This window comes from Alistipes sp. UBA1686 (assembly GCF_002320215.1).
Classification (GTDB): Bacteria; Bacteroidota; Bacteroidia; order Bacteroidales; family Rikenellaceae; genus Alistipes; species Alistipes onderdonkii.
The window spans coordinates 1-21,274 of record NZ_DCKA01000007.1; the positions used below are offsets into that span (position 1 = coordinate 1).

Sequence of the window (21,274 nt, forward strand, 5' to 3'; positions counted from 1 at the left end):
TTCATGGCCGCCTCGATGATGGCGCGTGCCTGCATCTCGGTGATCTCGGGGTAGGTGTTGCCCAGGCGGCAGCCGCGGTGTCCCAGCATGGGGTTGAACTCGGCCAGCGACTCGACCTTGGCGACGATCTTCTGGAGGGGGACGTCCATCTCACGGGCCATCTCCTTCTGGCCTTTCTCGTCGTGCGGCACGAACTCGTGCAGGGGCGGGTCGAGCAGGCGGACGGTCACGGGGAAGCCGTTCATGGCCTTGAACAGGCCTTCGAAGTCTCCGCGCTGGATGGGCAGCAACTTGGCCAGTGCCACGCGGCGTCCGGCCTCGTCGTCGGCGAGGATCATCTCGCGGAAAGCCTTGATGCGGTCGCCCTCGAAGAACATGTGCTCCGTGCGGCAGAGGCCGATGCCCTCGGCGCCGAATCCGAATGCCTGTGCGGCATCCTTCGGCGTGTCGGCGTTGGCGCGGACTTTCAGCACGGCGTATTTGCCTGCCAGATCCATCAGCTGGCCGAAGTCTCCGCTCAGGTCGGCGGCCATCGTGGCTACCTGTCCCAGGTAAACTTCGCCCGTCGAACCGTTGAGCGAGATCCAGTCGCCCTCCTTGACGGTGAAGCCGTTGACTTTGATCGTGCGGGTTTTATAGTCGATTTCCAGCTCCCCGGCGCCCGATACGCAGCATTTGCCCATGCCGCGTGCGACGACGGCCGCATGCGAGGTCATACCGCCGCGGGCGGTGAGGATGCCGGCGGCGTCGAGCATGCCCTTGAGGTCTTCGGGAGAAGTTTCGATGCGCACGAGGATCGCTTTCTGACCGGTTTGGGCGAGGGTTTTCTCGGCATCTTCGGCGAAGAATACCACGGGGCCCGTCGCGGCGCCCGGCGATGCGGGAAGGCCCTTGGTGATGACCTGTGCATTGGTGATGGCCTTCTTGTCGAATACGGGGTGGAGCAGCTCGTCGAGTTTCGCGGGCTCGCAGCGAAGCACGGCCGTGCGTTCGTCGATCAGCCCTTCGCGGAGCATGTCCATCGCGATCTTGACCATGGCCGCACCGGTGCGTTTGCCGTTGCGGCACTGGAGCATCCACAACTTGCCGTCCTGGATCGTGAACTCGATGTCCTGCATGTCCTTGAAATACTGCTCCAGGTGGTGCTGGATCTCATCGAGTTCCTTGTAAACCACCGGCATGACCTCTTCGAGCGAGGGGTATTTCGTGCGGCGGTCTTCCTCGGAGATGTTCTGTGCGGCCGCCCAGCGCTTCGACCCTTCGAGGGTGATCTGCTGCGGGGTGCGGATGCCGGCCACGACGTCCTCGCCCTGGGCATTGATGAGGTATTCGCCGTTGAAGAGGTTTTCACCCGTCGCGGCGTTGCGCGAGAAGGCTACGCCCGTGGCCGAGTTGCTGCCCATGTTGCCGAATACCATGGCCTGTACCGTTACGGCCGTTCCCCATTCGGCGGGGATGTTGTTGAGCTTGCGGTAGAGGATGGCACGGTCGTTCATCCACGAACCGAATACGGCGCATACGGCGCCCCAGAGCTGATCCCACGGGCATGCCGGGAAATCCTCGCCGGTCTGCTTCTTGACGGCAGCCTTGAAGTTCCTGACCAGCTCCTTCAGGTCGTCGGTCGTCAGGTCGGTGTCGTTCTTCACGCCGCGCTTGTGCTTCTGCTCCTCGATGAGTACCTCGAACGGGTCGTGGTCTTCTTTCGATTCGGGTTTCATGCCCAGCACCACGTCGCCGTACATCTGTACGAAACGGCGGTACGAGTCCCATGCGAAACGGGGGTTGCCCGTACGCTTGGCGACGGCTTCCACGGCCTGGTCGTTCATACCCAGGTTGAGGATCGTGTCCATCATGCCGGGCATCGAAGCGCGGGCACCCGAGCGTACTGACACCAGCAGCGGCATCTCCTTGTCGCCGAATTTCATCCCGGTGAGCTTTTCGATATTTTTCATCGCCTTCTCCACTTCGGGACGGAGCATCTGGATCACGGCCTCCTTGCCGTGGGCGTAATATTCGGAACATACTTCCGTGGTGATCGTGAAGCCCGGGGGGACGGGGATGCCGATGAGGTTCATCTCCGCGAGGTTCGCACCCTTGCCGCCGAGCAGCTCACGCATTTTGCCGTTGCCTTCGGCTTCCTTGTTGCCGAAGGTGTAGACTCGTTTAACGTCTGCCATAATTTTTCCTGGTTAATTTAATTGGTATATAAATTTATAAATTTTTTGTCAACTCGCTGCTTTTCACAGACGAAAATTGCGGTGACATTCCTGTTACCGCCTCGTCAAAGAATTCATATTCGCCGTTGGGAATGCGAATATATAAAAACTTTTCCGGAATTCCAAAAAAATCTACTCCAAGTAAACGAATACCGGCAGGGCGTAGCCGTAGCCGCCCCTGTACCGCCTTTTTTCGTAGGTCGGAAGCGGGGTACCCGTCTTGGGGTCAATCAGATAACGGCGCGCATAGACATCGCCCGCCGAGGTGCGGAGCGCCGTGTCGGCCAGAATGCGGTCGCGCATCTGCCAGCCGCCCCGGCGGCGGACGTTGCCCCGCCCGAGCCGTGCCGGGCGCTCCAGTGCGTCGCGCAGCCCGAAGGCTCCGGGGGCGAGCGACGAGGTGCGTCCCGCGACGAGCAGCTTCACCCCGGGGCGCTCTTCGCGCAGGTCGCGGACGACCCATTCGGCCATGCGGGTGTCGCTGCACAGCACGAGCCCTATGGTGTCGGTGCGCGTGGGGCGGACGACGCGACCGGATCCTTGCCGCATGGGTTTGCCGCGGCGGTAGAGGAGGCCCTCGATGTAGAGGTAGCGGCGCCCCGGCTCGTCGTAGTGGGGCTCGAAGAGGTCGCCGTAATAGAGCAGTGCGAAATCCATGCCGTCGAGGGAGTTGAGCGTGCGGTGCAGGTAGCTGTAATCGCCCTCGCAGGCGGCTGCGATGTCGCGGACGACGGCTTCGTTCTCGACGCCCCACAGCGCCACGAGCGGCATGCGCATAGAGTCGATGACGGCCGCCGTATGGCGTATCTTGCGGCGGTAGCGCTCCGTGTCCCACGCCAGGCGTCCCGAGGGCGTGTAGTCGGTGTCATTGTAGAACAGGGCGGGGACAGTGTCGTAGAGGTGGTCGAGATCCCAGTAGACGATGCCCGTGCGCGGTTGTGCATGGGCGGGGATGCCTGCCAGGAAGAGCAGCAGGGCGGTTATGATGCGTGGCAGCCGTTGCAAGGCGCGTAAAGCCCGGCTGCCCGGGACGGGGCGTGCGTGGCCGGTTGCGGCGAGGGCGGTTATGATGCGGCGCAGCGACATAGGCCGGGGTTATAACGGCTCCTCGGGCAGGAACTTGCGCGGCGAGCAGCCCAGGAACCGGGCGATCTCGTTGATATGGTTGAGGTTGTATTTTGAAGGATTTTTCGGGCTTTCAACTTGTGAAATGAATCCGTCGCTTACTCCTATACCATAAGCCAATGTGGCCTGTGAAACACGTTGAGCCATCCGCTCTTTGCGAACTGCGGCACTGACGTATATGTCGAAAGCACTTTTCGGTTTCACAAGCATCTGTTTAGATGATGTAAAACTAAAAATTATGCCATTGTGAAAGTATAGTTATAACTTAAATTTGCCTATGTATAGGTAGTTATTAAGCCGGTGTACTACGGCCTTTGTGCCGGAATTTTTGTTTTTGGTATCTTTGGAGGGGAAATGTATACGATTCTTTTGGTTCCAACATGTACTTTTTTCCGCAAAAAGTACCAAAAACTCTCCGACGGATGCTTCGCCTGCTCTTGGCGTCCTAACGCTGGAAACGGGCGCCTAATCGCGGGTTTGCAAGCAAACCTGCCCCGTTTCTCGCGCTTTTAGTCCGCCGTCCGCCGACGGCTCCGGCATCAAGTCGGGATTTTTGTTATCGTGTTTCTCTGTTTTTTGCCGCACAGCGAGAATTCCGGACAGCAGGATTTTCCGCATTTCGTTTGCAGCGGATAAAGAGCGGCTGCGGCGCCGAGCGCCCGGAACGGGCGTGCGAAAAGCGCAGTCTTTCGTGCCCGTTCAGCGAGGCTCCGCAGTTGCTCCCGCGAAAACGGCATGCGGATGGTTTTGGGTACCTTTTGCCACCAAAAGGTACGTATTTGCCTTTTGAGAAAAGACAAATCTATGCTTAGGAAAAGCGGCAATATACGCCGCGCCTGTCCGGCAGGGGGCTTGAAACCGTTTTTCGGAGGGGGCTGGGATCGGAAAAACTATTCCGAGATTATCCCCGAACCGACCAGTTCGTCGCCGTCGTACCATGCGGCGAACTGCCCCGGTGTGATGCCCCGCTGGGGGGTGTCGAAGAGGATGTAGGCTCCCTGGTCGCGGACGAAGAGCGTGGCCTCCTGCAAGGGCTGGCGGTAGCGGATGCGGACGCTGAAGCGGGCGCTATGGCCTGCCGGCATCGTGCGCGCGGGGTTGACCCAGTGTATCTCGCGGGGGGCGATATGCAGTGCCTGTCGCCACAGGCCGGGGTGGCTGTCGCCTTCGCCGACATAGATGACGTTCTGTACGGTGTCGGTGGCGAGGATGAACAGCGATTCCTTGCGCCCGCCGATGCCGAGTCCCTTGCGCTGGCCGATGGTGTAGAAGTGCGCCCCGCCGTGCTCGCCGATCTTCTTGCCGTCGCGGACGGTGTAGCGCCACGGGGCGGCCAGTGCTGCGAGCTGTTCGGTTGTGGGGGGTACGTCGGCCGCGTGCTGTCCGCCCGGGGAGTGGGGATCCCCGTCCGGGCGTCCGGCGGCCGGGGATGCCGGGGCGGGGATTGCTTGTCCGGCATCGGGTGTGCCCGCCGGGATTCGGGCCTTGGGGCCGTATTTCGGCCACGTGGGGAGTATCTCGTGGACATTACCCCTTTTCGAGGCCAGCTTCTGTTGCAGGAAGGCCGGAAGGTCGACCTTGCCCACGAAGCAGATGCCCTGCGAATCCTTGCGCTTGGCCGTGGCGAGCCCCTGCTCGGCGGCGATGCGCCGCACCTCGGGTTTGAGCAGATCGCCGACGGGGAACAGGGCGTAGCGCAGCTGTTCCTGCGAGAGCTGGCAGAGGAAGTAGCTCTGATCCTTGTTGGGGTCGGTGCCCGCGAGGAGTTTATAGATTGTTCGTCCGTCGGGGAGCGTCTCCTCGGCCTTGCGGCAGTAGTGCCCCGTGGCGACGAAATCGGCGCCCAGCCGGAGCGCTTCGCGCAGGAAGACGTCGAATTTGATTTCGCGGTTGCACAGCACGTCGGGGTTGGGCGTGCGTCCCTTTTCGTATTCCGAGAACATGTAATCGACCACGCGGGTGCGGTAGTCCGCCGAGAGGTCGACGACGTGCAGCGGGATGTCCAGTTTTTTGGCGACCAGTTCGGCGAAGACGCGGTCGTCGTGCCACGGGCAGTCGCCCTCGAGCGTTCCCGTCGTATCGTGCCAGTTGATCATGAACAACCCCACGACGTCATGCCCCTGCTGTTTGAGCAGGTATGCGGCGACCGATGAATCCACGCCGCCCGAAAGTCCGATTACGACACGTGCCATAGTAATATTGTTATTTACAGGTCGAGCAGCCCTTCGGGCAGCACCAGTTTCATCGTGCGCCCCCCGAAGTCGATATGGGCGATGAACTCCTCGGCGGCGGGGACGAGCACCGTGCGGCCGCCGATCTCCAGCTCGAAAAGCGGGTTGGCGTCGCTGTCGTAGTAGTCCGTGACCGAACCCGTGAAGGCGGCCGCTCCCTTTGCGCCGTCCGCGCCCGCTTCGGTGCAGGTCACGGCGAAGCCGATCAGGTCTTCCAGGTAGAATTCGTCGTCTTCGTCCTCGTCGCATTCGATACGGAATTCAAGCCCGACGAGTTCCTGAGCCCGGCGCTCGGTGTCGAAATCGGCGAATGAGGCCACGGCGCCCGAGGTGCCGCGGCGTTCGAAGCGCTCGCAGTAGAGCGGCACCTCGAGGGCGTCGATCGTGACCAGCAGCGGGGTGCCGGTATCGAATTCCTCCGGGAAATCGGCATAGAGCGACAGCATCACACCGCCGTCGGTGCCGAAAAGCCTGTTGATCCTGCCTGCGGGAATAGTAACGCTCATATCGGTTCGTTTTTTTCTCTTATGTCCGTATCGCGGTGCGGAACGGGGGACGCGGGTATCCCGGCCGCTCCGTTACACCCGGCCCCGCTGTGCTGCCGCCTCGTCGTGCCGTGCAGCGCCTCGCTGTGCCTTGCCGGACGATTCCCGCACGGGATGCGCCCGCATGGGAACTATCTGCAAAAGTAATGAAAAAAACCGGTAAACCTCCCGTTGCGGGAAATTTACCGGGATTCCGGAAAGAAGCTTTCCTGGTGTTATTCTGCGGCAGGAGCCTCTGCTGCGCCCTCTGCGGGAGCCTCGGCAGCTTCGGCGGCGGCCTCCTCGGCCTCTTTGGCGGCAGCTGCGGCAGCGGCCTGCTTCTCGGCGATGGCCTTTGCGCGCTCCTCCTTGATTTTGGCTTCGGCAGCCAGGCGTGCTTTCTCGGCCGACTTGGCATCCGTGGCGAGCTTGTTGCTCTTGGCCTCGATCTTGCCGGCCTTCTCGCTCAGCCATTTGTTGAAGCGGGCTTCGGCTTCGGTCTCCGAGAATGCGCCCTTGGCGACACCGCCTAACAGGTGCTTCTTGTATAATACGCCCTTGTACGAGAGGATGGCCCGACAAGTATCCGTAGGTTGTGCGCCTTTCTGTAACCAACCCAATGCTTTCTCGAAGTCGAGGTCGATCGTAGCAGGATTCGTGTTGGGATTGTAGGTTCCCAACTTTTCGATGAATTTACCATCACGTGGCGCTCTGCTATCTGCGGCAACGATGTGGTAGAAAGCAAAACCTTTCTTACCGTGGCGTGCCAGACGAATTTTAACAGCCATTTGCTATAAAATTTTGTTGTAATTAATTAAAAAACGCTCACCCACTTTGGGCTTTTAAGCCTGCAAATGTAGACAAAATATTCCGCCCGGCAAAATAATTCGCCGAAAAATCGGTGCGACAGGCTGTTTTTCTGCCGGATACGGTGCATGGCGGGCCGCGGCGGGAACTGCCGGAAAAAGGGCGGGCTTGTGGCGGGGCAGGGTCGTGCCCCTAATCGGGTTCCCGCGGGGTTGCAGGCCGTTGCATCCCTGCGGGAAGTGATATTTTTCGTTCAGCCGGGGGCTGTTGTGAAAAAAATTCCTATCTTTGCGGCGCAAATCGTCACCGCAGGGTGCGGTTTTGCCGATGGTTCCGTAGCTCAGTTGGATAGAGCAGCAGCCTTCTAAGCTGCGGGTCGCGCGTTCGAACCGCGCCGGAATCACCCGGAAAAGGGAGCGCTGGAATCGAATCCGGGCTCCCTTTTCGTTTTCCCGCCCGCATCTTCCTTCGCCGGGTTTGGCCTCCTGCGGACTTTTTCGTAAATTTGGGTCGAATCCGATATTTTCAGGCATGGAACCGCTACCGGGCTGCAACATAAAGTATCTCAACATCAGCCGCAACGACGAGGCGTGGGGGCTGGTCGTCACCACGGCCGGGTACCAGGCGGTCGCGGCGCACAGCTCCTACCCGCAGGCGCAGCATCCCGAGTCCCATATTTTCGATCCCGGCAAGGGGCGCGTCCTGAAGGAGTACCAGTTGGTCTACATATCGCGCGGGGAGGGCTATTTCGAGTCCCGTTCGTGCCGCCGCCAGCGGATCAGGGCCGGGACGATGATCCTGCTCTTCCCCGGGGAGTGGCATACCTACGAGCCCGACAGGGCTACCGGGTGGTTCGAACATTGGGTGGGATTCCGGGGCGGCAGCGTCGATGCGCAGGTCGCCAACGGGTTCTTTTCGCCGCGCAGCCCGGTATTCGACTTGGGGTTCAGCCAGACGATCATCGGCATGTACGAGGAGATCGTCGGCTATGCGCTCCGGGAACAGGCCGGTTACCAGCAGGTCGCGGCGGGGATCGTGCAGTTCCTGCTGGGGTCGGTCTACTACAAGCACCGGAATATTCTGTTCGACGATTCGCTGGCCATCCGCAAGATCGACGAGGCGCGCGCGATCATGAAGCGCGAGGTCGAGGACGGCCTCACGCCGCAGGGGATCGCCGAACGCCTGTCGGTCAGCTATTCGTGGTTCCGCAAGATGTTCCGGCAGTATGCCGATACCTCGCCTGCGCAATATCTCTCGCAGATCCGGTTCCTGCGTGCCAAAGAGCTGCTCGATACGACGGAGCTCACCGTCGCGGAGATCGCATACAGGCTCCGGTTCGAGACCCCGAGCCACTTTTCCACCTTCTTCCGCAAAAGGGAGGGCGTCCCGCCCCAGCAGTACCGCCGCGAGCGGAGGCAGCCCGGGCGGTAACCCCCTCAGCAGACGACCGTCACCGGGATTCCGAGCAGCGCGGCGTATTTGCGAATCGCTCCGGCGACATGTCCCACACCGATGGCGCAGTGGTGCGAAGGCCCCGCCTTGCTCCAGCGGTCGATGAATTCCCGTGCGGGAAGCGGGAACCTGTAACGGCTGTTGATGTTGCCGATGTTCAGCACGGGGCCCGGCACCGATTCGCCTTCGGCCAGCAGGAACGAAATCCCGTCGCGTCCTTCGACCACCGACAGGAGCGTCACCAGGCCGTGTTTCACGGACATCTGGATCGACAGCCCCTTGCCGGGTTTGCCGTGGTAAACGGGAAGCGGTACCAGGCGGGCTTTCTCTTCGCCGAGCAGGAAATGCGCCGGGCCGTCGTGCCCCAGCAGGATGACGTCGTCGGTGAAGTCCATGCCGTAGAATTCCGAGAAACAACCCCCGGCGCCCAGCAGCGACATGATTTTCATGGCCTGCACGTTTTTCACCTCGTATTCGCCCGCCACGGGGATGCCGCGCCCCGTCAGCAGCGTGTTGCCGGCGATGACCGACGTGACGATGTCTTCGTAGGCGTTGCCCGCCGCCCCCGCGTAGTAGTAGGCCAGGGAACCCAGTCGATGCGCCTCTGCGAGCTTGTCCAGCGCTACGGAAGTGCGTGCGGCGCGCTCGAGTTCCTCCCGCGTGCAGCCCTCGTCGATGACGAACGCCTCGCCGAACGCGGCGACCCTCGCGTCGGCCTCGCGCTGCGTCACCGAGCGGCGGAATTCGTGCAGTTCGCACATCTCCAGGATTTCGGCATGGGTGCCGAAGACGGTGCTCTGCAGCCTGAGGTCGGAGTAGACGTCGACCATGCCGCCGTAGTAGTTGCCCAGCAGCCCCATGCGGTTGCGGCGCATGCCGGAGGCGACCTTCGCCGCGTCGATCCACCCGTAGATCTCGGCCCAGGCCTGCGCGTCGTCGAGGTAGCCCGTCACCACGTCGTATTTGGTGCCGGCGCGGTTGAATACCGAACAGAATTCGGGCAGCGAACAGGCCTGGCAGTTGGCAAGCCACTCGCCCGTCATCTCCCCGCGGTCGGACATGCCGTTGAGCCGGGCGTAGTCGATGGCCGGGGCGGGTTGCAGGTTGAGCAGCACGACCGGGATGCCCTCCCCGAGGAAGGGGATGAGCGTGGACGAAAGGGCGTAGGTCGAGATGAAGATGAACAGCACTTCGGCTTCGTCGCGCCTGAAAAGGGCCGCGGCTGCGTGAGCCTTGTCCACGTCGTCGACCATGCCTGCGTCGGCGACGATCTGCCCGCCGTAGGCTTCCATTTTTTCCTTTATGGCGTTGCGGTAGCCGTCGAGCCTTTCGCGCAGTCCGCCGAACTGGTGCCAGTAGGTGTTCAGCCCTACTGCGATCAATCCTATTTTCATGGTTTGTGATCCGTTATTTTGTCATGACGATTTCGAAATCTTCCAGCAGGCCGTAGTCCCGCTGGTCGTAGTCGCTGCCGGGCAGCTGTTTGGGCACATTGTTCCAGTGCCACGGGCCTGCGATGCCCTTGTCGGCGCTGTAATGGGGGCCGAAGAGGTTTTTCAGGCTGCCCACCACATGCACTTCGACGCGGTTGCGTCCCTTGCGCAGGTAGGGCGTGAGGTCGAACGCATAGGGCTGCCAGGCGATGATGCCCGCTTTGCGGCCGTTCACGCAGACCCGTGCGAGCGTCCCTTCCCAGGCTCTCAGCCGGAGCGTGTAACCGGCCGCGGGGTCGTCGATGTCGTAGTCCCGGCCGTAGGCCATGTCCCACGAATAGAAGGGGAGCCCCTGCCGTTTCCAGCTTCCCAAGGCCGGTTTCCCGGCGGGTTCGCGGACGATCCATCCCGCCCCGGCCGATTCGAGCACGAAGTCGCCGAAAAGGTAGATGGGGGCTATTTCGGCATAGATGCTCATGGGCGAGACGCTCAGTTCGACGGTGTTCGTCCCCCGCCGCACCAGATTGCCTACGGGGTAGATCCCGAAGCGGCTGTCGAGCAGCGTGTCGGGCGCCGCGGCTTCGACGGGCGTGCCGTTGAACGTCACGTTCCAGATGCCGGGTTGTTCGGCGACCAGCTTCATGCCGCGCGTGTCGAAGTCCCCGGCCACGACGAAGTGGTAGCTTACGCGGATGTCGCCCGTGGTCAGCGTGTCGCGTTCGACGATAGTCTGCCTGTACTGGATGGCCGAGTCCCACGGGTTGCCTGTCCCGTAGCAATGGTTGAAGAGTTTGTTGCACGCCTCGAACGTGTAGAGGTTGCGCTCGGTGCGCCCGTCGACCGTCAGGTCGCAGAAATCGAGGTTGAGGACGTTGTCTTTCAGGCGGGTGACCTCCAGCGGGCCGGCGGGCTCCAGCTTGGTGCTCCCTGCTGGCTGTGTTTCGGTGCCGGATGCCGCCCGGGAGGTACGTGCAAGGGCGCTCCGGCCCGAAGCCGGGGCGAAGAGCAGGAGGCTCCCGGCGGGCGGCAGGCTGAAGTCCGCCCCGACGCTTTTCCCGTCGGCGGTGTGCGGGTAGGGACGCATGTCGCCCGAGACGGCGTCCAGCTCGACCAGCTCCCCGGCCGGGAGGCCGACGCTGCCCGTGGCGGTGTCGCTTAGCGAGGAGTTGACCAGGAACAGGAGCTCCCCGTCCTCGTAGCTGCGCCGCTGGTGGTAGAGGTCGTTGCCCGTGACGTTGCAAAAACGGATCCTGTCGTCCGCGAACGATTCGGCGATCGCCTTACCGTCCAGTGCCGCGTAACGGCGTATCCGGGAGGCGTTGCGGTCGAGGAAATCCGCCAGTTCGGGGCTGGGCCGCCCGTCGACGAGCGTCGGTTTGGCAAAGAGCACCAGTTGCCCGCCCGCCTCGACGAATTGGCGGATGAGGCTGAAAGTCCCGGCGTTGAGGTTCTCGGTCATGGGCGGGATCACGACCTTCGCATAGGCGCGTTTTCCGACGACGAATTTACCGCCCCTGACCGAGCCGCGATCCTTGATGATGTGCTCCGAGCCCAGGTCGTATTCCGCCTGCGCCTTTTCGAGCGTGGTGACGAAACGCTGGAATGCGCTGCCGATCTCCATGCAGCGGGGGTCGTTCATGACATAGGAGTAGTAGAGCCAGATCGTCGTGGTCGGTTCCAGGACGAGGATGTCGTTCATCTGTTCGCCCTGGCTGAGCACGAGTGACAGGCGGGCGAAGTAGTCGTTCAGCACCTTGTAGTCCTCCCACCACGGCGAGAGGCGGGTGAAGACCGGGGGATAGTCGTATTTGCGGGCGCCGGCGATGGTCATGTGCGAGAGGTGCTGGTTCATGAAATTCACGCCCAGCGCATATTCCCAGTCGCCCAGCCGCTTGAAATCGCGGAACGTCTCGTCCCAGCCCCCGCCGCCGTAGGTTTCGCTCAGCGTGCGTACGCACCCCGTCTGGTTGGCGGCGCTGCGCAGCTCTTTCACGGCGCGGACGTTGCCGAACTGCGCCTGCGGGCTCTGGTCGTTGTACTGGTTGAAGAGCATGTCGATGGCGGGCATCTGGTGCCACGCGTACATGGCCATATTGTCGCCGTCCTGGTACATGCTCGGCCAGTCGTGTTCCCAGTAGTGCCCCGTCCAGAGCATGCCCTTGCGGTCGCAGTAGGCCGACATGGGCTTCGCCCAGCGGTCTACGAACATTTGCGTCAGCGTTTCGAGGTAGTTGTGGCGCACCCGTTTCCAGTCGCCCGTCTGCTCGGAGAGCAGGGGCAGCGAAGTTGTCAGGTCGTAGCCCCACTGTTTGCGGAACACTTCGAACAGGTCGGGCGTCCAGCGCACGCCGCCCGAACTGGGAATGCACGGTTCGTCGGAGAAAAGCCCCTTGATGACCGGGCCCAGCTCCTTGCCGAAGGTCTTTTCGTAACCTTCCATGGTGATGTCGAGGAATTTTTCGGTGACGCCCTCGACCAGCAGGTCGACGTACGAGTAACCCCCGTGCCAGCCCGAACGGCCGTAATAGGTCTTTTCGTAAAGGTAGTATTCGCCCGGGGCGTCTTTGTAGCGGCCCGTGTCGGCGGTGATGTCGCGGAACGTGCCGCCCTCCTTTTTCAGGCAGAGGAAGTATTTTCCCGCATCGGCCGGGGGCAGTGCGGTTTTGGTGAGCGCGAGCCCCTGGCCCTGGTCGTAGGATTCGGGCATCTGTGCAGGAACATGTCCGCCTGCGAAGCCGCTCGGGTAGGAGTTTTCGTCGTAGATCCAGATGTCGAGCCCCAGTTCTTTCCCCTTTTCCACACTGTATTTATAAAGGTCGAACCATTCGTCGGAGAGGTATTCGGTGACCAGCCCCGGCCGCGGGTGGACGAAGGCGCCGCCGAAGCCCTGCGCCTTGAAGTCGCCCAGCATCCGGTCGATGTCGGCGCGGGTGACCCGCGTGTTCCAGACCCACAGGGGCGCCGGGCGGAATGCCCGCGGGGGATCGGCGAATTCCTTTCGGAGCTTCTCGAATTTCATTTCCCGTTTCTGGGGGGCTGCGGCGTAGCTGGCGAGGCACGATGCCGCCAGGGCGGCCGCCAGCAGGCTTTTGATTGCGGAGGGTTTGGTTTTCATGGTCGTTCCGGATTGTGTTTGCTTTACAAAGGTAAAGGTTATGCGCTTCGGGCGGTAACGAATCCTGATAAACGACTTTTCATTTCTGATAAAGCGTGCGGAGGATGGCGCGGGCGAACCGAGAGGTTCGGGGCGGGATGCGGAGCAGGGAGAGACGGTATGGCCGGGATGCTGCCGGGCCGGGCAGGCGGGATCGTTAGGAACGGGGGACTGTGGAATCGGGGAATCAGAGGGCCGGGGATCCGGCAGAACGGTGGGGGCGCTGAAAGCCGGCGGAAAAAACACGGCGAGCCGGGGACGGGTGCCCCGCACGGCCGGGCAGCGGGTGTGGGGCAGCGGATGCAGGCGGGGTTACCTGCGCGGCAGGATGGCGACGATGCGCGTCCCGCCCGTGTATCCGGAGTCGATGTATATCTCCCCGTGCAGGTGGGTGACGATCAGGCGGCAGAGGTAGAGCCCGAGGCCGTTGCCCTGGCTGAAGGGGTCGAGTTTGGTGAAACGCTCGAAGACATAGCCGTGCTTCTCGGGCGGGATGCCGCAGCCCGTGTCGGCGACGGCGACGAAGACGCGGTCGTCGCCCAGACGGTCGCATTCGAGGCTGATCGTGCCTTCCTGCGTGAATTTATAGGCGTTGCCGAGCAGTGCCGAGATGAGTATCGTCAGGTATTTGTCGCTGGTGTTGAGCGCAATCTCCGCGACCGGGATCGCGCCTTTGTAAACGATGCCAGGCTTGGGGTACCTCACCTTCATGATCCGCAGTTGCGCCTGGCATACGGCGCAGAGGTTCGTATACTGGCACGGCAGCGGCGCGTGCAGGTTTTCGAGGTAGGCCACCTCGAGCATGTCGTCGAACAGGAATCGCAGCTGGCGGCGGTTGTCCCGGATGATTTCGCAGTATTGGGCGCGCGACTCCGGGGTGATCTCCTCGGCGCAGAGCAGCTCGGAGAATCCCATGATGCAGTTGAGCGGCGTACGCACTTCGTGGCAGACCGAGTTGACGAATGCGGCCTTTTTGAGTTCGCTTTCGTGGGCGTGCTTCGTTTGCAGGAGTAACTCCTTCTGCAGTCGCCGGGTACGGCGGTTGCCGACATAGATCGCACCGACGACCGCAGCGATCACCAGCAGCGCGAGCGAAACGTAGGCCAGGGCAGTTTTGTGGTGGTGGGCCGTAAGCAGCGCCGCGTCGAGCGCCATCCGGTCGAGTTCGTACGACTCCTGCTTCTCGCGGATGACTTTGCTCTGTTCGAGCCGCAGCAGCGAATCCCGTACCTTCACGGCACGGGCATAGGCCATGCAGGCCTCGGAGTCGCGGTGCAGCCTGCGGAACATGTCCGCCCGTTCCTTGTAGCAATCCGTGAAGTGCACGCCGGCCACGGGGTGGTGTTCGGCGGTGCGGATCAGCGAATCCGAGAAGGCCAGGGCCCTGGCGTACTCCCCGTGCCCGACGGCATCGAGATAACCTTCGCGGTAGTGGCGCATGCGGGCGAAGTGGAGCCGGTCGGCCTGGTGCGTACGGATGAACCTGCTTTGCAGGAAAAGGTGCATGCCGGGCGTACCCCCGAATTCGTTGTCGCCCTCGGGTTGCAGCGGCTGCGCCGTTGCGGCGCAGAAAATCGCGAGCGCCAGGCATATTGCCGGGAAGAGTATCGGTCGGCGCGTGCTCATGGCTTGGCGGGGATTGTGAAGATGAAACGTGCACCGGCGGTATATGCCTCGTCGAGGGATATGTTGCCCGAGAGGTGCCGGGCGATCAGGCGGCATAAAGCGAGGCTCAGCCCCGGCGTCGCCTTCGAGTCGTCGGAGGGCAGGCCGAAGATGTCGTTGCGTTTTGCGGGCGGGATGCCGCAGCCCGTGTCGGTCACCGTAACCCGAAGTTCGTTGCGGCGCGGGCCTATTTCATAGCGGAGCGTGACGGCGCCTTCCCGGGTGAATTTGCGGGCGTTGTCGAGCAGCGCGCGTACCACGAACGAAAAGTATTTGGCATGCGTGCGGACGGTGGCCGGGTTCTCCGGGGCTTCGATCGTGAAGGCCACCCCGGGATTGCAGCTAAGCCGCGAAGCGGCGAGCAGTTCGGCGCGGCACACCTCGTCGATGTTGGTTTCCTCCAGCCGCAGGGCCTCGGTCAGGCTGTCGAGGTTGGCGGCTTCGAGCATGTTGTCGAGCGCCGAAAGCAGCAGGTCGGCGTTGACGCGGATGGATTCGCAGCAGGCGTTCCGCTCGGTTGCGCCGATGTCCGACAGCATCAGCCGCGAGGCTGCGGTGTCGATGGCGTCGAATGCGGGGCCGACGCCGCGGCAGATCGTGTTTACGAAGACCGATTTCATGTGTTCGCTCTCCTGGGCCTTGCGGCTGTGGCGGAGGATGTCGGCCTTCAGCCTGCGGTTATGCAGCAGCGACCGCAGGAGGTAAATCCCCGTGCCGGACATCAGCAGCACGATGACGACGATCGAGAGGCTCGTGGCTGCGCGGTTGCGGATCAAGGCCCGCGTTTCGGTCAACTTGCGCTTGTCCAGGTCGTGTTGCCGGCGGATCGTTTCGAGGCGTTCGCGGCGTTCGGCGGTGAGGATCGAATCCTGCACCAATATCGTATGCCCGAAGGCCTCGAAAGCCTCCGGGTAACGCTTGGCCTTGGTGAGCAGGATGCTGCGGTCACGGTAGGCCTGGTAGACCTTGTTGGGCAGCATGCTGAAATAGCCTTTGCCGCTCTCGATCAGGCGGATCAGCGAATCGGAATACTGGATGCTTTCGGCATAGGCGTCGGTGTTGGCTTTCCAGAGATAGCCCATTTCGTAGAGGTAGCTTTTGTTGCGCAGCAGGTTTTCCCCTTCGGCCGCGAGCATACGGTTGCGGAACTCGTTGAAGTACAAGGCTGCGTAGTCGTTGCGGCGGATGTTGAGCGCACATTGCAGCAATTGCTGGTAAGGCCGCACGTAGCTGTTGTCCTTGTAGAGGTAGGGGCGCCGCCCGAGGATGCTGTCGGCGGAATAGTAGCGGTCGAGCAGTGCGATCTGGTCGTTGGTGAGCGCGACCTGGTCGTCGTGGCGGTAGCTCTGGTTGTAGGCGCCGCTCAGCACGTAGTAAATGATGTTGGCGAAGCACCTGCGGATATTGAGGTTCGGCATTTGCCTCGTCAGTTCGTAGGCTTCGCGCCACGTGTCGGTCTGCGGGATGTAGGCCCGCTGGTTTCCGCCTTCGTAGTAGCAGAGCGTGATGTTGGCATAGCCGCGCAGAAACAGGCGTTTGGTGCGCTGGTAGATGTTCTCGGGTTCTTCGGGCGGGGTATTGCTCCAGTCGTAAACCTCGTGTGCCAGCCTGAGGTTCTCCGCAAGGTCGTACTGGTGTCCCAGGCGGTAGAACCCGATGCACATTTCTGCATAGGCGTCGGCACCCTCTTCGGGTGTGCCGGGAGTCAGGTCGCGGAGCGCCTGTACGTAATAGCGGAGCGTATCTTTCTTTTCGGTGTAAATCGAATACCGGCTGAGGATCGGGATGACGGACACCGACATGGCGTAGGTGTCGCGGATGGCCGCCGCTTCGCGGAAAAGCTGGATGGAATAAGGCAGGTTGAGGTGCGTGTCCTCGTTCAGGTCTTTGAGGTTGAGCAGCAGTTGCACCCGTTCGCGGGGATCGGACGTATGCGCCAGTCTGCCCTGGAGGCTGTCCGTGACGGAGGACGGTGCGGCCATAAGGGATACTCCTGTGCCGAAGACGACGCAGTAGATGCATGTAAGCAGGCGGACAGGGGACATGTGGGTGTAACGCAAAATTGGGACTAAGGTAGTAAAAAAAACGGGCCGGACAAAAAGTCCGGCTCCGTTCTGTGGAAAATTATGGGGATCTTATGCCTTTTTCAGGCTCATATCCAGATACATTTTCAACTCCCGGGGCATTACCGGCTTGGTAATAAAGCCGTTGCATCCGGCTTCCTCGGCGATGCGGCGATCCGTGTCGAAGGCATAGGCGGTCTGCATGATAACGGGTAATTGGGTGGTATGCCGGCGTATCTCCTTGAGTGCCTCGATACCGTCCATTACAGGCATTTTGATGTCCATCAACACGGCATCGGGATGATGCTCCAATGCATAGTCGACGGCCTCTCTGCCATTTTTCGCCCATAGCAGCTCATACTCTTTTTTGAGTATTATTTCCAGCAATTTGTAATTGCTTTCAACGTCTTCCGCAATAAGTATCAGCGGTTTACGTGCATCTGGATTGTTGTCTGTCATTGTTTTTACAGTTGGGACGAGTGCAAATATAAAAAATTTTTCCGGAAAACAAATAGGATTACCGGCGAATTGTTCCTTCCCAGCAGGCCGTATTGCCGCAGGCGTCGGTCAGGGTGAGCCGGACGCTGTGGCTTTTGCGGGCCGGGGGTTCCTCGAACAGGTGGATCAGCGTGTCCTGCATCGGGAGACGGTCGCAGGGAACCCATTTGCCGTCGATGAACAGGGTGCACGAGGCGATGCCCGAGAAGTTGTCGCTCACGCGGAAGCGCATGGCCGGGGCGCGTGTGAGGTCTGCCCCTTCGGGAAGAGCGGGCGGATGCGCGGCGGGATGGTGTCGGCCACGACGAACAGTTCTCCGGTGGTGCGGGTCGTGGCCGTGACGGCACCGTCGGCGTATTTCCCGCCGATGCAGGTAAGGCGCCCCTTGACGTTGCGGGCGGCCAGCACCGTGTGGGGCTGCAGGTTTTCGGGGACGAACGCCCGCACGCTGACCGTCATCGCCCGGTGCAGCGGCGTGGTGACCGGGAGGATGCGGTAGCCGGACGTGAGGACGAGGAGCGTCGAATCGGACGCCGGGGCGGGGCAGCGTTCAGCGCGGCAGAAAACCGGTTCGTAGAGCGCTCCGGCGGGGATGCGTGCCGTGACTTCGCGCCCGAGGCGGACGATGCCCGTCCGCCCGGGGGTGAGCACCGTGGCGGCGCTGTCGGCTTCGGCACGGAAACTCTCCGTCCGGCCGAGGATGTCGAATTCCAGCTGCGAGCGGTTGCCGCAGTCGTCCCATGCCTCGATGCGGATGCGGCGGGTCTGTCCCGCTTCGGTGCGGACGATTCCGCGTTCCTCCATGACGGGGTAGAAACAGTCGGGGGATTCGGCCAGTTGCGCCGTGCGGATCACCTCGTTGCGCGAGGTGAGTTGCAGCGGGTAGTAGCTCACGGCGTCGCAGCAGCGCGAATTCGCCTGCTCGAAGCCGTCCATGCGGTATTCGAAAAGGGGCTTGCCGTCGGCCGATAGGGCGAGGCGCCACAGGCCGAAGGTGTTGCCCACGCCGTTGCGGCGGTCGCTGGCCTCGACGACGAAGTAGCCTTTGCGCCCCGCGCCGACGGGCTCTTCGCGCGTCAGGCGGTAGTTGCCCCCGGCGCTGCGGACGACGGCATAGCTCTCCGGGCGGCTGTGCACGGGGACGCCCTGCACGGTGTCGACCTCGATGTAGTGGATCCGCATGATGCGCGGCGGGAGGTCGTCATGGGGGCGGATGATCCCGGCGCTTACGACGTTGTAAAGCCGCTGCGTGCGGGTGTCGCGCAGTTCGTAGTGGAGGTGCGGCCCCATCGACGAGCCGCTGTTGCCCGAATAGCCCACCACGTCGCCCTGCTTCACGGGCCAGGTGTCGGGGCCGAACCAGAGGTTTACGCTGTTCGAGCGGCGGGCGTGGCGCTCTTCGCGCACGCGCTCCTCGATGTCCTTGCGGAAGCGTTGCAGGTGGCCGTATACGGCGGTCGTGCCGTTGTGCAGCGTGAGGTAGACGGCGCGCCCGTAGCCGTAGGCGCCCAGGCTTACGCGCGAGACGTAGCCGTCGGCCACGGCCACGAGGGGTTTGCCCTCGGCACCGTCGGTTTTGATGTCGATGCCCGCGTGGAAATGCGCCGGGCGCATCTCGCCGAAATTGGCCGAGTAGAGCCCTTCGACGTCGCGGATCGGGTATATGTACTCCTCCGGGGCGGGGTGTTGTCCCCGGGCCCCGAGGCAGGCGGCGGTCGATATGAGCAGTATCAGAATTCGTCGCATGTCTCCGTGTCCGTCACGAGCCCCGAGGCGGCCTCCACGACCGTTTCGTAGTCGTATCCCAGCGAAAGCCCGTAACGTATCAGTTTGGTTTTCAGTTCGTATTGTGTCGTATATTTCGCCGTTCGTGCCTTGCGTTCCAGTTGCCGGCGCAGGCGTTCGTCCATGCCGGAACGGTCGGCTTCGGCGAGTGCCGCGTCGATCAGCGCCCGGTCGATGCGCTTGCGTTGCAGGGCCGTGCGGATCTTGTATCCGCCCCAGCCGCTCAGCCGCAGTTTTTCGCGCACGAAAGCCCCGGCGTAACGGGCATCGTCGATGAAGCGGTCGCGGACGAGTTTGGCCAGCACCCCCTCGGCATCGCGTTCCGCGAGTCCCCAGCCGCGCATCAGCCGCCGGGCGTCCTCCTGCGATTTTTCGGCGCGGGCGCAGAGCCGCATGAGCGCGGCGAGCGCCTGCTCGGGTGTCTTGAACTTCTTTTTCCTTAGTTCATCCTGCTGCATACCATGCGGGGTTTTCCGTTGAGGTCTTCGCGCACCTCGGTGTCCGTATATCCCTCCTCGCCGAGCAGGAGGCGCATCTGCCCGGCCGAGCGTTCGTAGATCTCGAAATAGAGCTTCCCGCCGGGACGGAGCATCCGCCGCCCGGCGCGGGCGATGGCGCGGTAGAATTGCAGCGCGTCGTCGTCGGGGACGAACAGCGCCTCGCGGGGTTCGTACTCCCGGACATTGGCGTGCATTGCCGCAAGGTCGCTTTGCGGGACGTAGGGCGGGTTCGAGACGATGGTGTCGAACGGCCCCGGGAAGATTTCGTCCAGGCCGCCGAGCGCATCCGCCTTGCGGAGCGTGACCCGGGCGCCGAGCGTGCGGCAGTTCTCGGCGGCGATCGCCAGCGCCGCGTCCGACAGGTCGGCCGCGCAAACCTCGGCCCCGGGCAGCGCGAGCGCCAGGCTCGCGGCGATGCAGCCGCTGCCGGTGCCCACGTCGAGCAGGGCACGGGCCCTGCGTTCGTCGTGTACCACCCAGGAGACCAGCTCCTCGGTTTCGGGGCGGGGGATCAGCACCCCTTCGCGTACGGCGAAGCGGTGCCCGTAGAATTCCGTGTGCCCCACCACGTATTGCACGGGACGGCCGGCGGCGAGTTGTGCGGCCATCGCCTCGAACCCGTCGGCTGCCATCGGTGCGCCGGGGTCGGTCAGCAAGGCCGATAGGGGAAGCCCCGACGATTCGGCGAGGGCGACCAGGGCGATGCTCCGCGCCTCGCGGGCGTCGTAAAGTCCCGTGAGACGGGCTGTGAGCCGGTCGAGGAGCCCGCGGCGGGTGGTGACCTCCGGGGCGCCCTGCGGCTGCGGGGCGTATGGGGCTGAGGTTTCGGGGACAGACATCAGTGCCGGATCAAGTTGGCCAGCGCGATGGCCACGGCGGCCTCGGCGACCACGGCTCCGCGCAGGGCGACGCAGACATCGTGGCGGCCGCGGATCGTGAGCGGCTCGACCTTGTCCGTCGCCAGGTTGTAGGTATTCTGTTCGCGCCCGATGCTCGGGGTCGGCTTGACCGCCGCGCGTACCACGATCTCGTTGCCGTTGGTGATTCCGCCGTTGATTCCGCCCGCGTTGTTGGTCGCAGTGGTGCCTTCGACGTCGAGCAGCGGGTCGTTGTTCTGCGAACCGCGCAGACGCGCCCCGGCGAAGCCGCTGCCGAATTCGACCCCCTTGACGGCCGGGATGGCGAACAACAGGTGGGCGATCAGGCTTTCGGCCGAATCGAAGAAGGGTTGTCCCAGTCCCAGCGGGACGCCCTGTACGCGGCATTCGATGATTCCGCCGACCGAATCCAGGTCGGCCGCCGCCGCGCGCAGTACCTCGTCGAAGCGCGCAGGGTCGGTGCATCCGCCGATCTCGGTGAGGCGCGTGTCGAAGGCGATGCCCGGCGGGAGCATCTTCTTGGCGACGACGCCCGCGGCGACGAACGCCACGGTCAGGCGTGCCGAGAAATGGCCGCCGCCCCGCGGGTCGTTGAACCCGTTGAAGCGGTGGTAGGCCACCAGGTCGGCGTGCGAAGGCCGGTAGTGGCGGGCTACGGTGGCGTAGTCCTGCGAATGGGTGTCGGTGTTGGCGAATTCGATGGTGAGCGGCGCCCCCGTCGTCATGCCGTTATAAAGCCCCGATACGATCTGCGGGATGTCCGGCTCGCGGCGCGGCGTGGTGCCGCGGGCCCCACTGCGGCGGCGTGCGAGGTCGGCTTCGAAATCTTCCGCCGAGAGCGGAATACCTGCGGGAACCCCGTCGATCGAGATGCCGATCTGCGGCCCGTGCGACTCCCCCCAGATGGCGAGCCTGAAATTGTGTCCGAAAATATTCATGGCGT

General features: G+C 62.7%; 17 protein-coding genes and 1 tRNA gene. 2 read left to right on the forward strand and 16 right to left on the reverse strand.

Annotated elements, in window-relative coordinates; translation table 11 throughout:
- From ppdK to B3C38_RS01615, 6 genes are all read right to left on the reverse strand, one after another.
- Nucleotides 1-2,177 (reverse strand): pyruvate, phosphate dikinase (gene ppdK, locus B3C38_RS01590; RefSeq protein WP_286724618.1); only part of this gene is annotated, 2,177 nt, incomplete at its 3' end.
- 171 nt (nucleotides 2,178-2,348) lie between these two features.
- Nucleotides 2,349-3,302 carry a hypothetical protein gene (locus tag B3C38_RS01595; RefSeq protein WP_286724620.1) on the reverse strand — a complete coding sequence of 318 codons (954 nt, stop codon included), beginning with the start codon at nucleotides 3,300-3,302 and terminating at the stop codon, nucleotides 2,349-2,351.
- A gap of 9 nt (nucleotides 3,303-3,311) precedes the next feature.
- The gene (locus B3C38_RS01600; RefSeq protein WP_018694950.1) at nucleotides 3,312-3,551 is read right to left on the reverse strand and encodes a helix-turn-helix domain-containing protein; all 240 of its coding nucleotides are present in this window, start codon (nucleotides 3,549-3,551) and stop codon (nucleotides 3,312-3,314) included.
- A 680-nt stretch (nucleotides 3,552-4,231) separates the two neighbouring features.
- Complete coding sequence (mnmA, locus tag B3C38_RS01605) at nucleotides 4,232-5,533, reverse strand: tRNA 2-thiouridine(34) synthase MnmA (RefSeq protein ID WP_022332853.1); 1,302 nt, start codon at nucleotides 5,531-5,533, stop codon at nucleotides 4,232-4,234.
- Between the two features lie 14 nt (nucleotides 5,534-5,547).
- Nucleotides 5,548-6,078: a ribosome maturation factor RimM gene (gene rimM, locus B3C38_RS01610; RefSeq protein ID WP_286724627.1), complete on the reverse strand. Its 531-nt coding sequence runs from the start codon at nucleotides 6,076-6,078 to the stop codon at nucleotides 5,548-5,550.
- A gap of 254 nt (nucleotides 6,079-6,332) precedes the next feature.
- A complete protein-coding gene (locus B3C38_RS01615; protein WP_286724629.1) occupies nucleotides 6,333-6,884 on the reverse strand; it encodes a 30S ribosomal protein S16 in 552 nt (183 codons plus the stop codon).
- A 348-nt stretch (nucleotides 6,885-7,232) separates the two neighbouring features.
- Here B3C38_RS01615 and B3C38_RS01620 point away from each other — a divergent pair.
- A tRNA-Arg gene (locus B3C38_RS01620) sits at nucleotides 7,233-7,306 on the forward strand.
- 128 nt (nucleotides 7,307-7,434) lie between these two features.
- Nucleotides 7,435-8,334, forward strand: a complete 900-nt coding sequence (locus tag B3C38_RS01625) for a helix-turn-helix domain-containing protein (RefSeq protein WP_022332856.1) — start codon at nucleotides 7,435-7,437, stop codon at nucleotides 8,332-8,334.
- 5 nt (nucleotides 8,335-8,339) lie between these two features.
- Here B3C38_RS01625 and B3C38_RS01630 read toward each other — a convergent pair whose 3' ends face one another.
- The 10 genes from B3C38_RS01630 to B3C38_RS01675 all read right to left on the reverse strand — a co-directional run bounded on the left by B3C38_RS01630 (nucleotide 8,340) and on the right by B3C38_RS01675 (nucleotide 21,269).
- A complete protein-coding gene (locus B3C38_RS01630) occupies nucleotides 8,340-9,749 on the reverse strand; it encodes an L-fucose/L-arabinose isomerase family protein (protein WP_286724633.1) in 1,410 nt (469 codons plus the stop codon).
- A 13-nt stretch (nucleotides 9,750-9,762) separates the two neighbouring features.
- A complete protein-coding gene (locus B3C38_RS01635; RefSeq protein WP_286724635.1) occupies nucleotides 9,763-12,903 on the reverse strand; it encodes a glycosyl hydrolase in 3,141 nt (1,046 codons plus the stop codon).
- Nucleotides 12,904-13,254: 351 nt separating this feature from the next.
- Nucleotides 13,255-14,568, reverse strand: coding sequence for a sensor histidine kinase (locus B3C38_RS01640; RefSeq protein ID WP_286724637.1), 1,314 nt, complete (start codon nucleotides 14,566-14,568; stop codon nucleotides 13,255-13,257).
- Nucleotides 14,565-16,652, reverse strand: coding sequence for a sensor histidine kinase (locus B3C38_RS01645; protein WP_286724639.1), 2,088 nt, complete (start codon nucleotides 16,650-16,652; stop codon nucleotides 14,565-14,567). The genes B3C38_RS01640 and B3C38_RS01645 overlap by 4 nt, the downstream gene beginning before the upstream one ends.
- A 90-nt stretch (nucleotides 16,653-16,742) precedes the next feature.
- A complete protein-coding gene (locus tag B3C38_RS01650; RefSeq protein WP_022332860.1) occupies nucleotides 16,743-17,129 on the reverse strand; it encodes a response regulator in 387 nt (128 codons plus the stop codon).
- A gap of 58 nt (nucleotides 17,130-17,187) precedes the next feature.
- On the reverse strand, nucleotides 17,188-17,400 hold the full coding sequence (locus B3C38_RS01655) for a hypothetical protein (RefSeq protein ID WP_286724641.1): 213 nt from the start codon (nucleotides 17,398-17,400) through the stop codon (nucleotides 17,188-17,190).
- Nucleotides 17,385-18,914: a M23 family metallopeptidase gene (locus B3C38_RS01660; RefSeq protein WP_286724643.1), complete on the reverse strand. Its 1,530-nt coding sequence runs from the start codon at nucleotides 18,912-18,914 to the stop codon at nucleotides 17,385-17,387. Before B3C38_RS01660 ends, B3C38_RS01655 begins: the two co-directional genes overlap by 16 nt.
- Entirely contained in the window at nucleotides 18,899-19,411 is a 513-nt protein-coding gene (locus B3C38_RS01665) for a regulatory protein RecX (protein ID WP_278734961.1), read from the reverse strand. The genes B3C38_RS01660 and B3C38_RS01665 overlap by 16 nt, the downstream gene beginning before the upstream one ends.
- A complete protein-coding gene (gene prmC, locus B3C38_RS01670; protein ID WP_286724647.1) occupies nucleotides 19,393-20,292 on the reverse strand; it encodes a peptide chain release factor N(5)-glutamine methyltransferase in 900 nt (299 codons plus the stop codon). Before prmC ends, B3C38_RS01665 begins: the two co-directional genes overlap by 19 nt.
- A complete protein-coding gene (locus tag B3C38_RS01675) occupies nucleotides 20,292-21,269 on the reverse strand; it encodes a chorismate synthase (RefSeq protein ID WP_022333269.1) in 978 nt (325 codons plus the stop codon). The genes prmC and B3C38_RS01675 overlap by 1 nt, the downstream gene beginning before the upstream one ends.
- Nucleotides 21,270-21,274: the final 5 nt, after the last annotated feature.

Coding starts and splice junctions, on each gene's coding strand:
- B3C38_RS01595 (WP_286724620.1), bottom strand. CDS start 3,302: ATGTCGCTGCGCCGCATCATAACCGCCCTCGCCGCAACCGGCCACGCA.
- B3C38_RS01600 (WP_018694950.1), bottom strand. CDS start 3,551: ATGCTTGTGAAACCGAAAAGTGCTTTCGACATATACGTCAGTGCCGCA.
- mnmA (WP_022332853.1), bottom strand. CDS start 5,533: ATGGCACGTGTCGTAATCGGACTTTCGGGCGGCGTGGATTCATCGGTC.
- rimM (WP_286724627.1), bottom strand. CDS start 6,078: ATGAGCGTTACTATTCCCGCAGGCAGGATCAACAGGCTTTTCGGCACC.
- B3C38_RS01615 (WP_286724629.1), bottom strand. CDS start 6,884: ATGGCTGTTAAAATTCGTCTGGCACGCCACGGTAAGAAAGGTTTTGCT.
- B3C38_RS01625 (WP_022332856.1), top strand. CDS start 7,435: ATGGAACCGCTACCGGGCTGCAACATAAAGTATCTCAACATCAGCCGC.
- B3C38_RS01630 (WP_286724633.1), bottom strand. CDS start 9,749: ATGAAAATAGGATTGATCGCAGTAGGGCTGAACACCTACTGGCACCAG.
- B3C38_RS01635 (WP_286724635.1), bottom strand. CDS start 12,903: ATGAAAACCAAACCCTCCGCAATCAAAAGCCTGCTGGCGGCCGCCCTG.
- B3C38_RS01640 (WP_286724637.1), bottom strand. CDS start 14,568: ATGAGCACGCGCCGACCGATACTCTTCCCGGCAATATGCCTGGCGCTC.
- B3C38_RS01645 (WP_286724639.1), bottom strand. CDS start 16,652: ATGTCCCCTGTCCGCCTGCTTACATGCATCTACTGCGTCGTCTTCGGC.
- B3C38_RS01650 (WP_022332860.1), bottom strand. CDS start 17,129: ATGACAGACAACAATCCAGATGCACGTAAACCGCTGATACTTATTGCG.
- B3C38_RS01655 (WP_286724641.1), bottom strand. CDS start 17,400: ATGCGCTTCCGCGTGAGCGACAACTTCTCGGGCATCGCCTCGTGCACC.
- B3C38_RS01660 (WP_286724643.1), bottom strand. CDS start 18,914: ATGCGACGAATTCTGATACTGCTCATATCGACCGCCGCCTGCCTCGGG.
- B3C38_RS01665 (WP_278734961.1), bottom strand. CDS start 19,411: ATGCAGCAGGATGAACTAAGGAAAAAGAAGTTCAAGACACCCGAGCAG.
- prmC (WP_286724647.1), bottom strand. CDS start 20,292: ATGTCTGTCCCCGAAACCTCAGCCCCATACGCCCCGCAGCCGCAGGGC.
- B3C38_RS01675 (WP_022333269.1), bottom strand. CDS start 21,269: ATGAATATTTTCGGACACAATTTCAGGCTCGCCATCTGGGGGGAGTCG.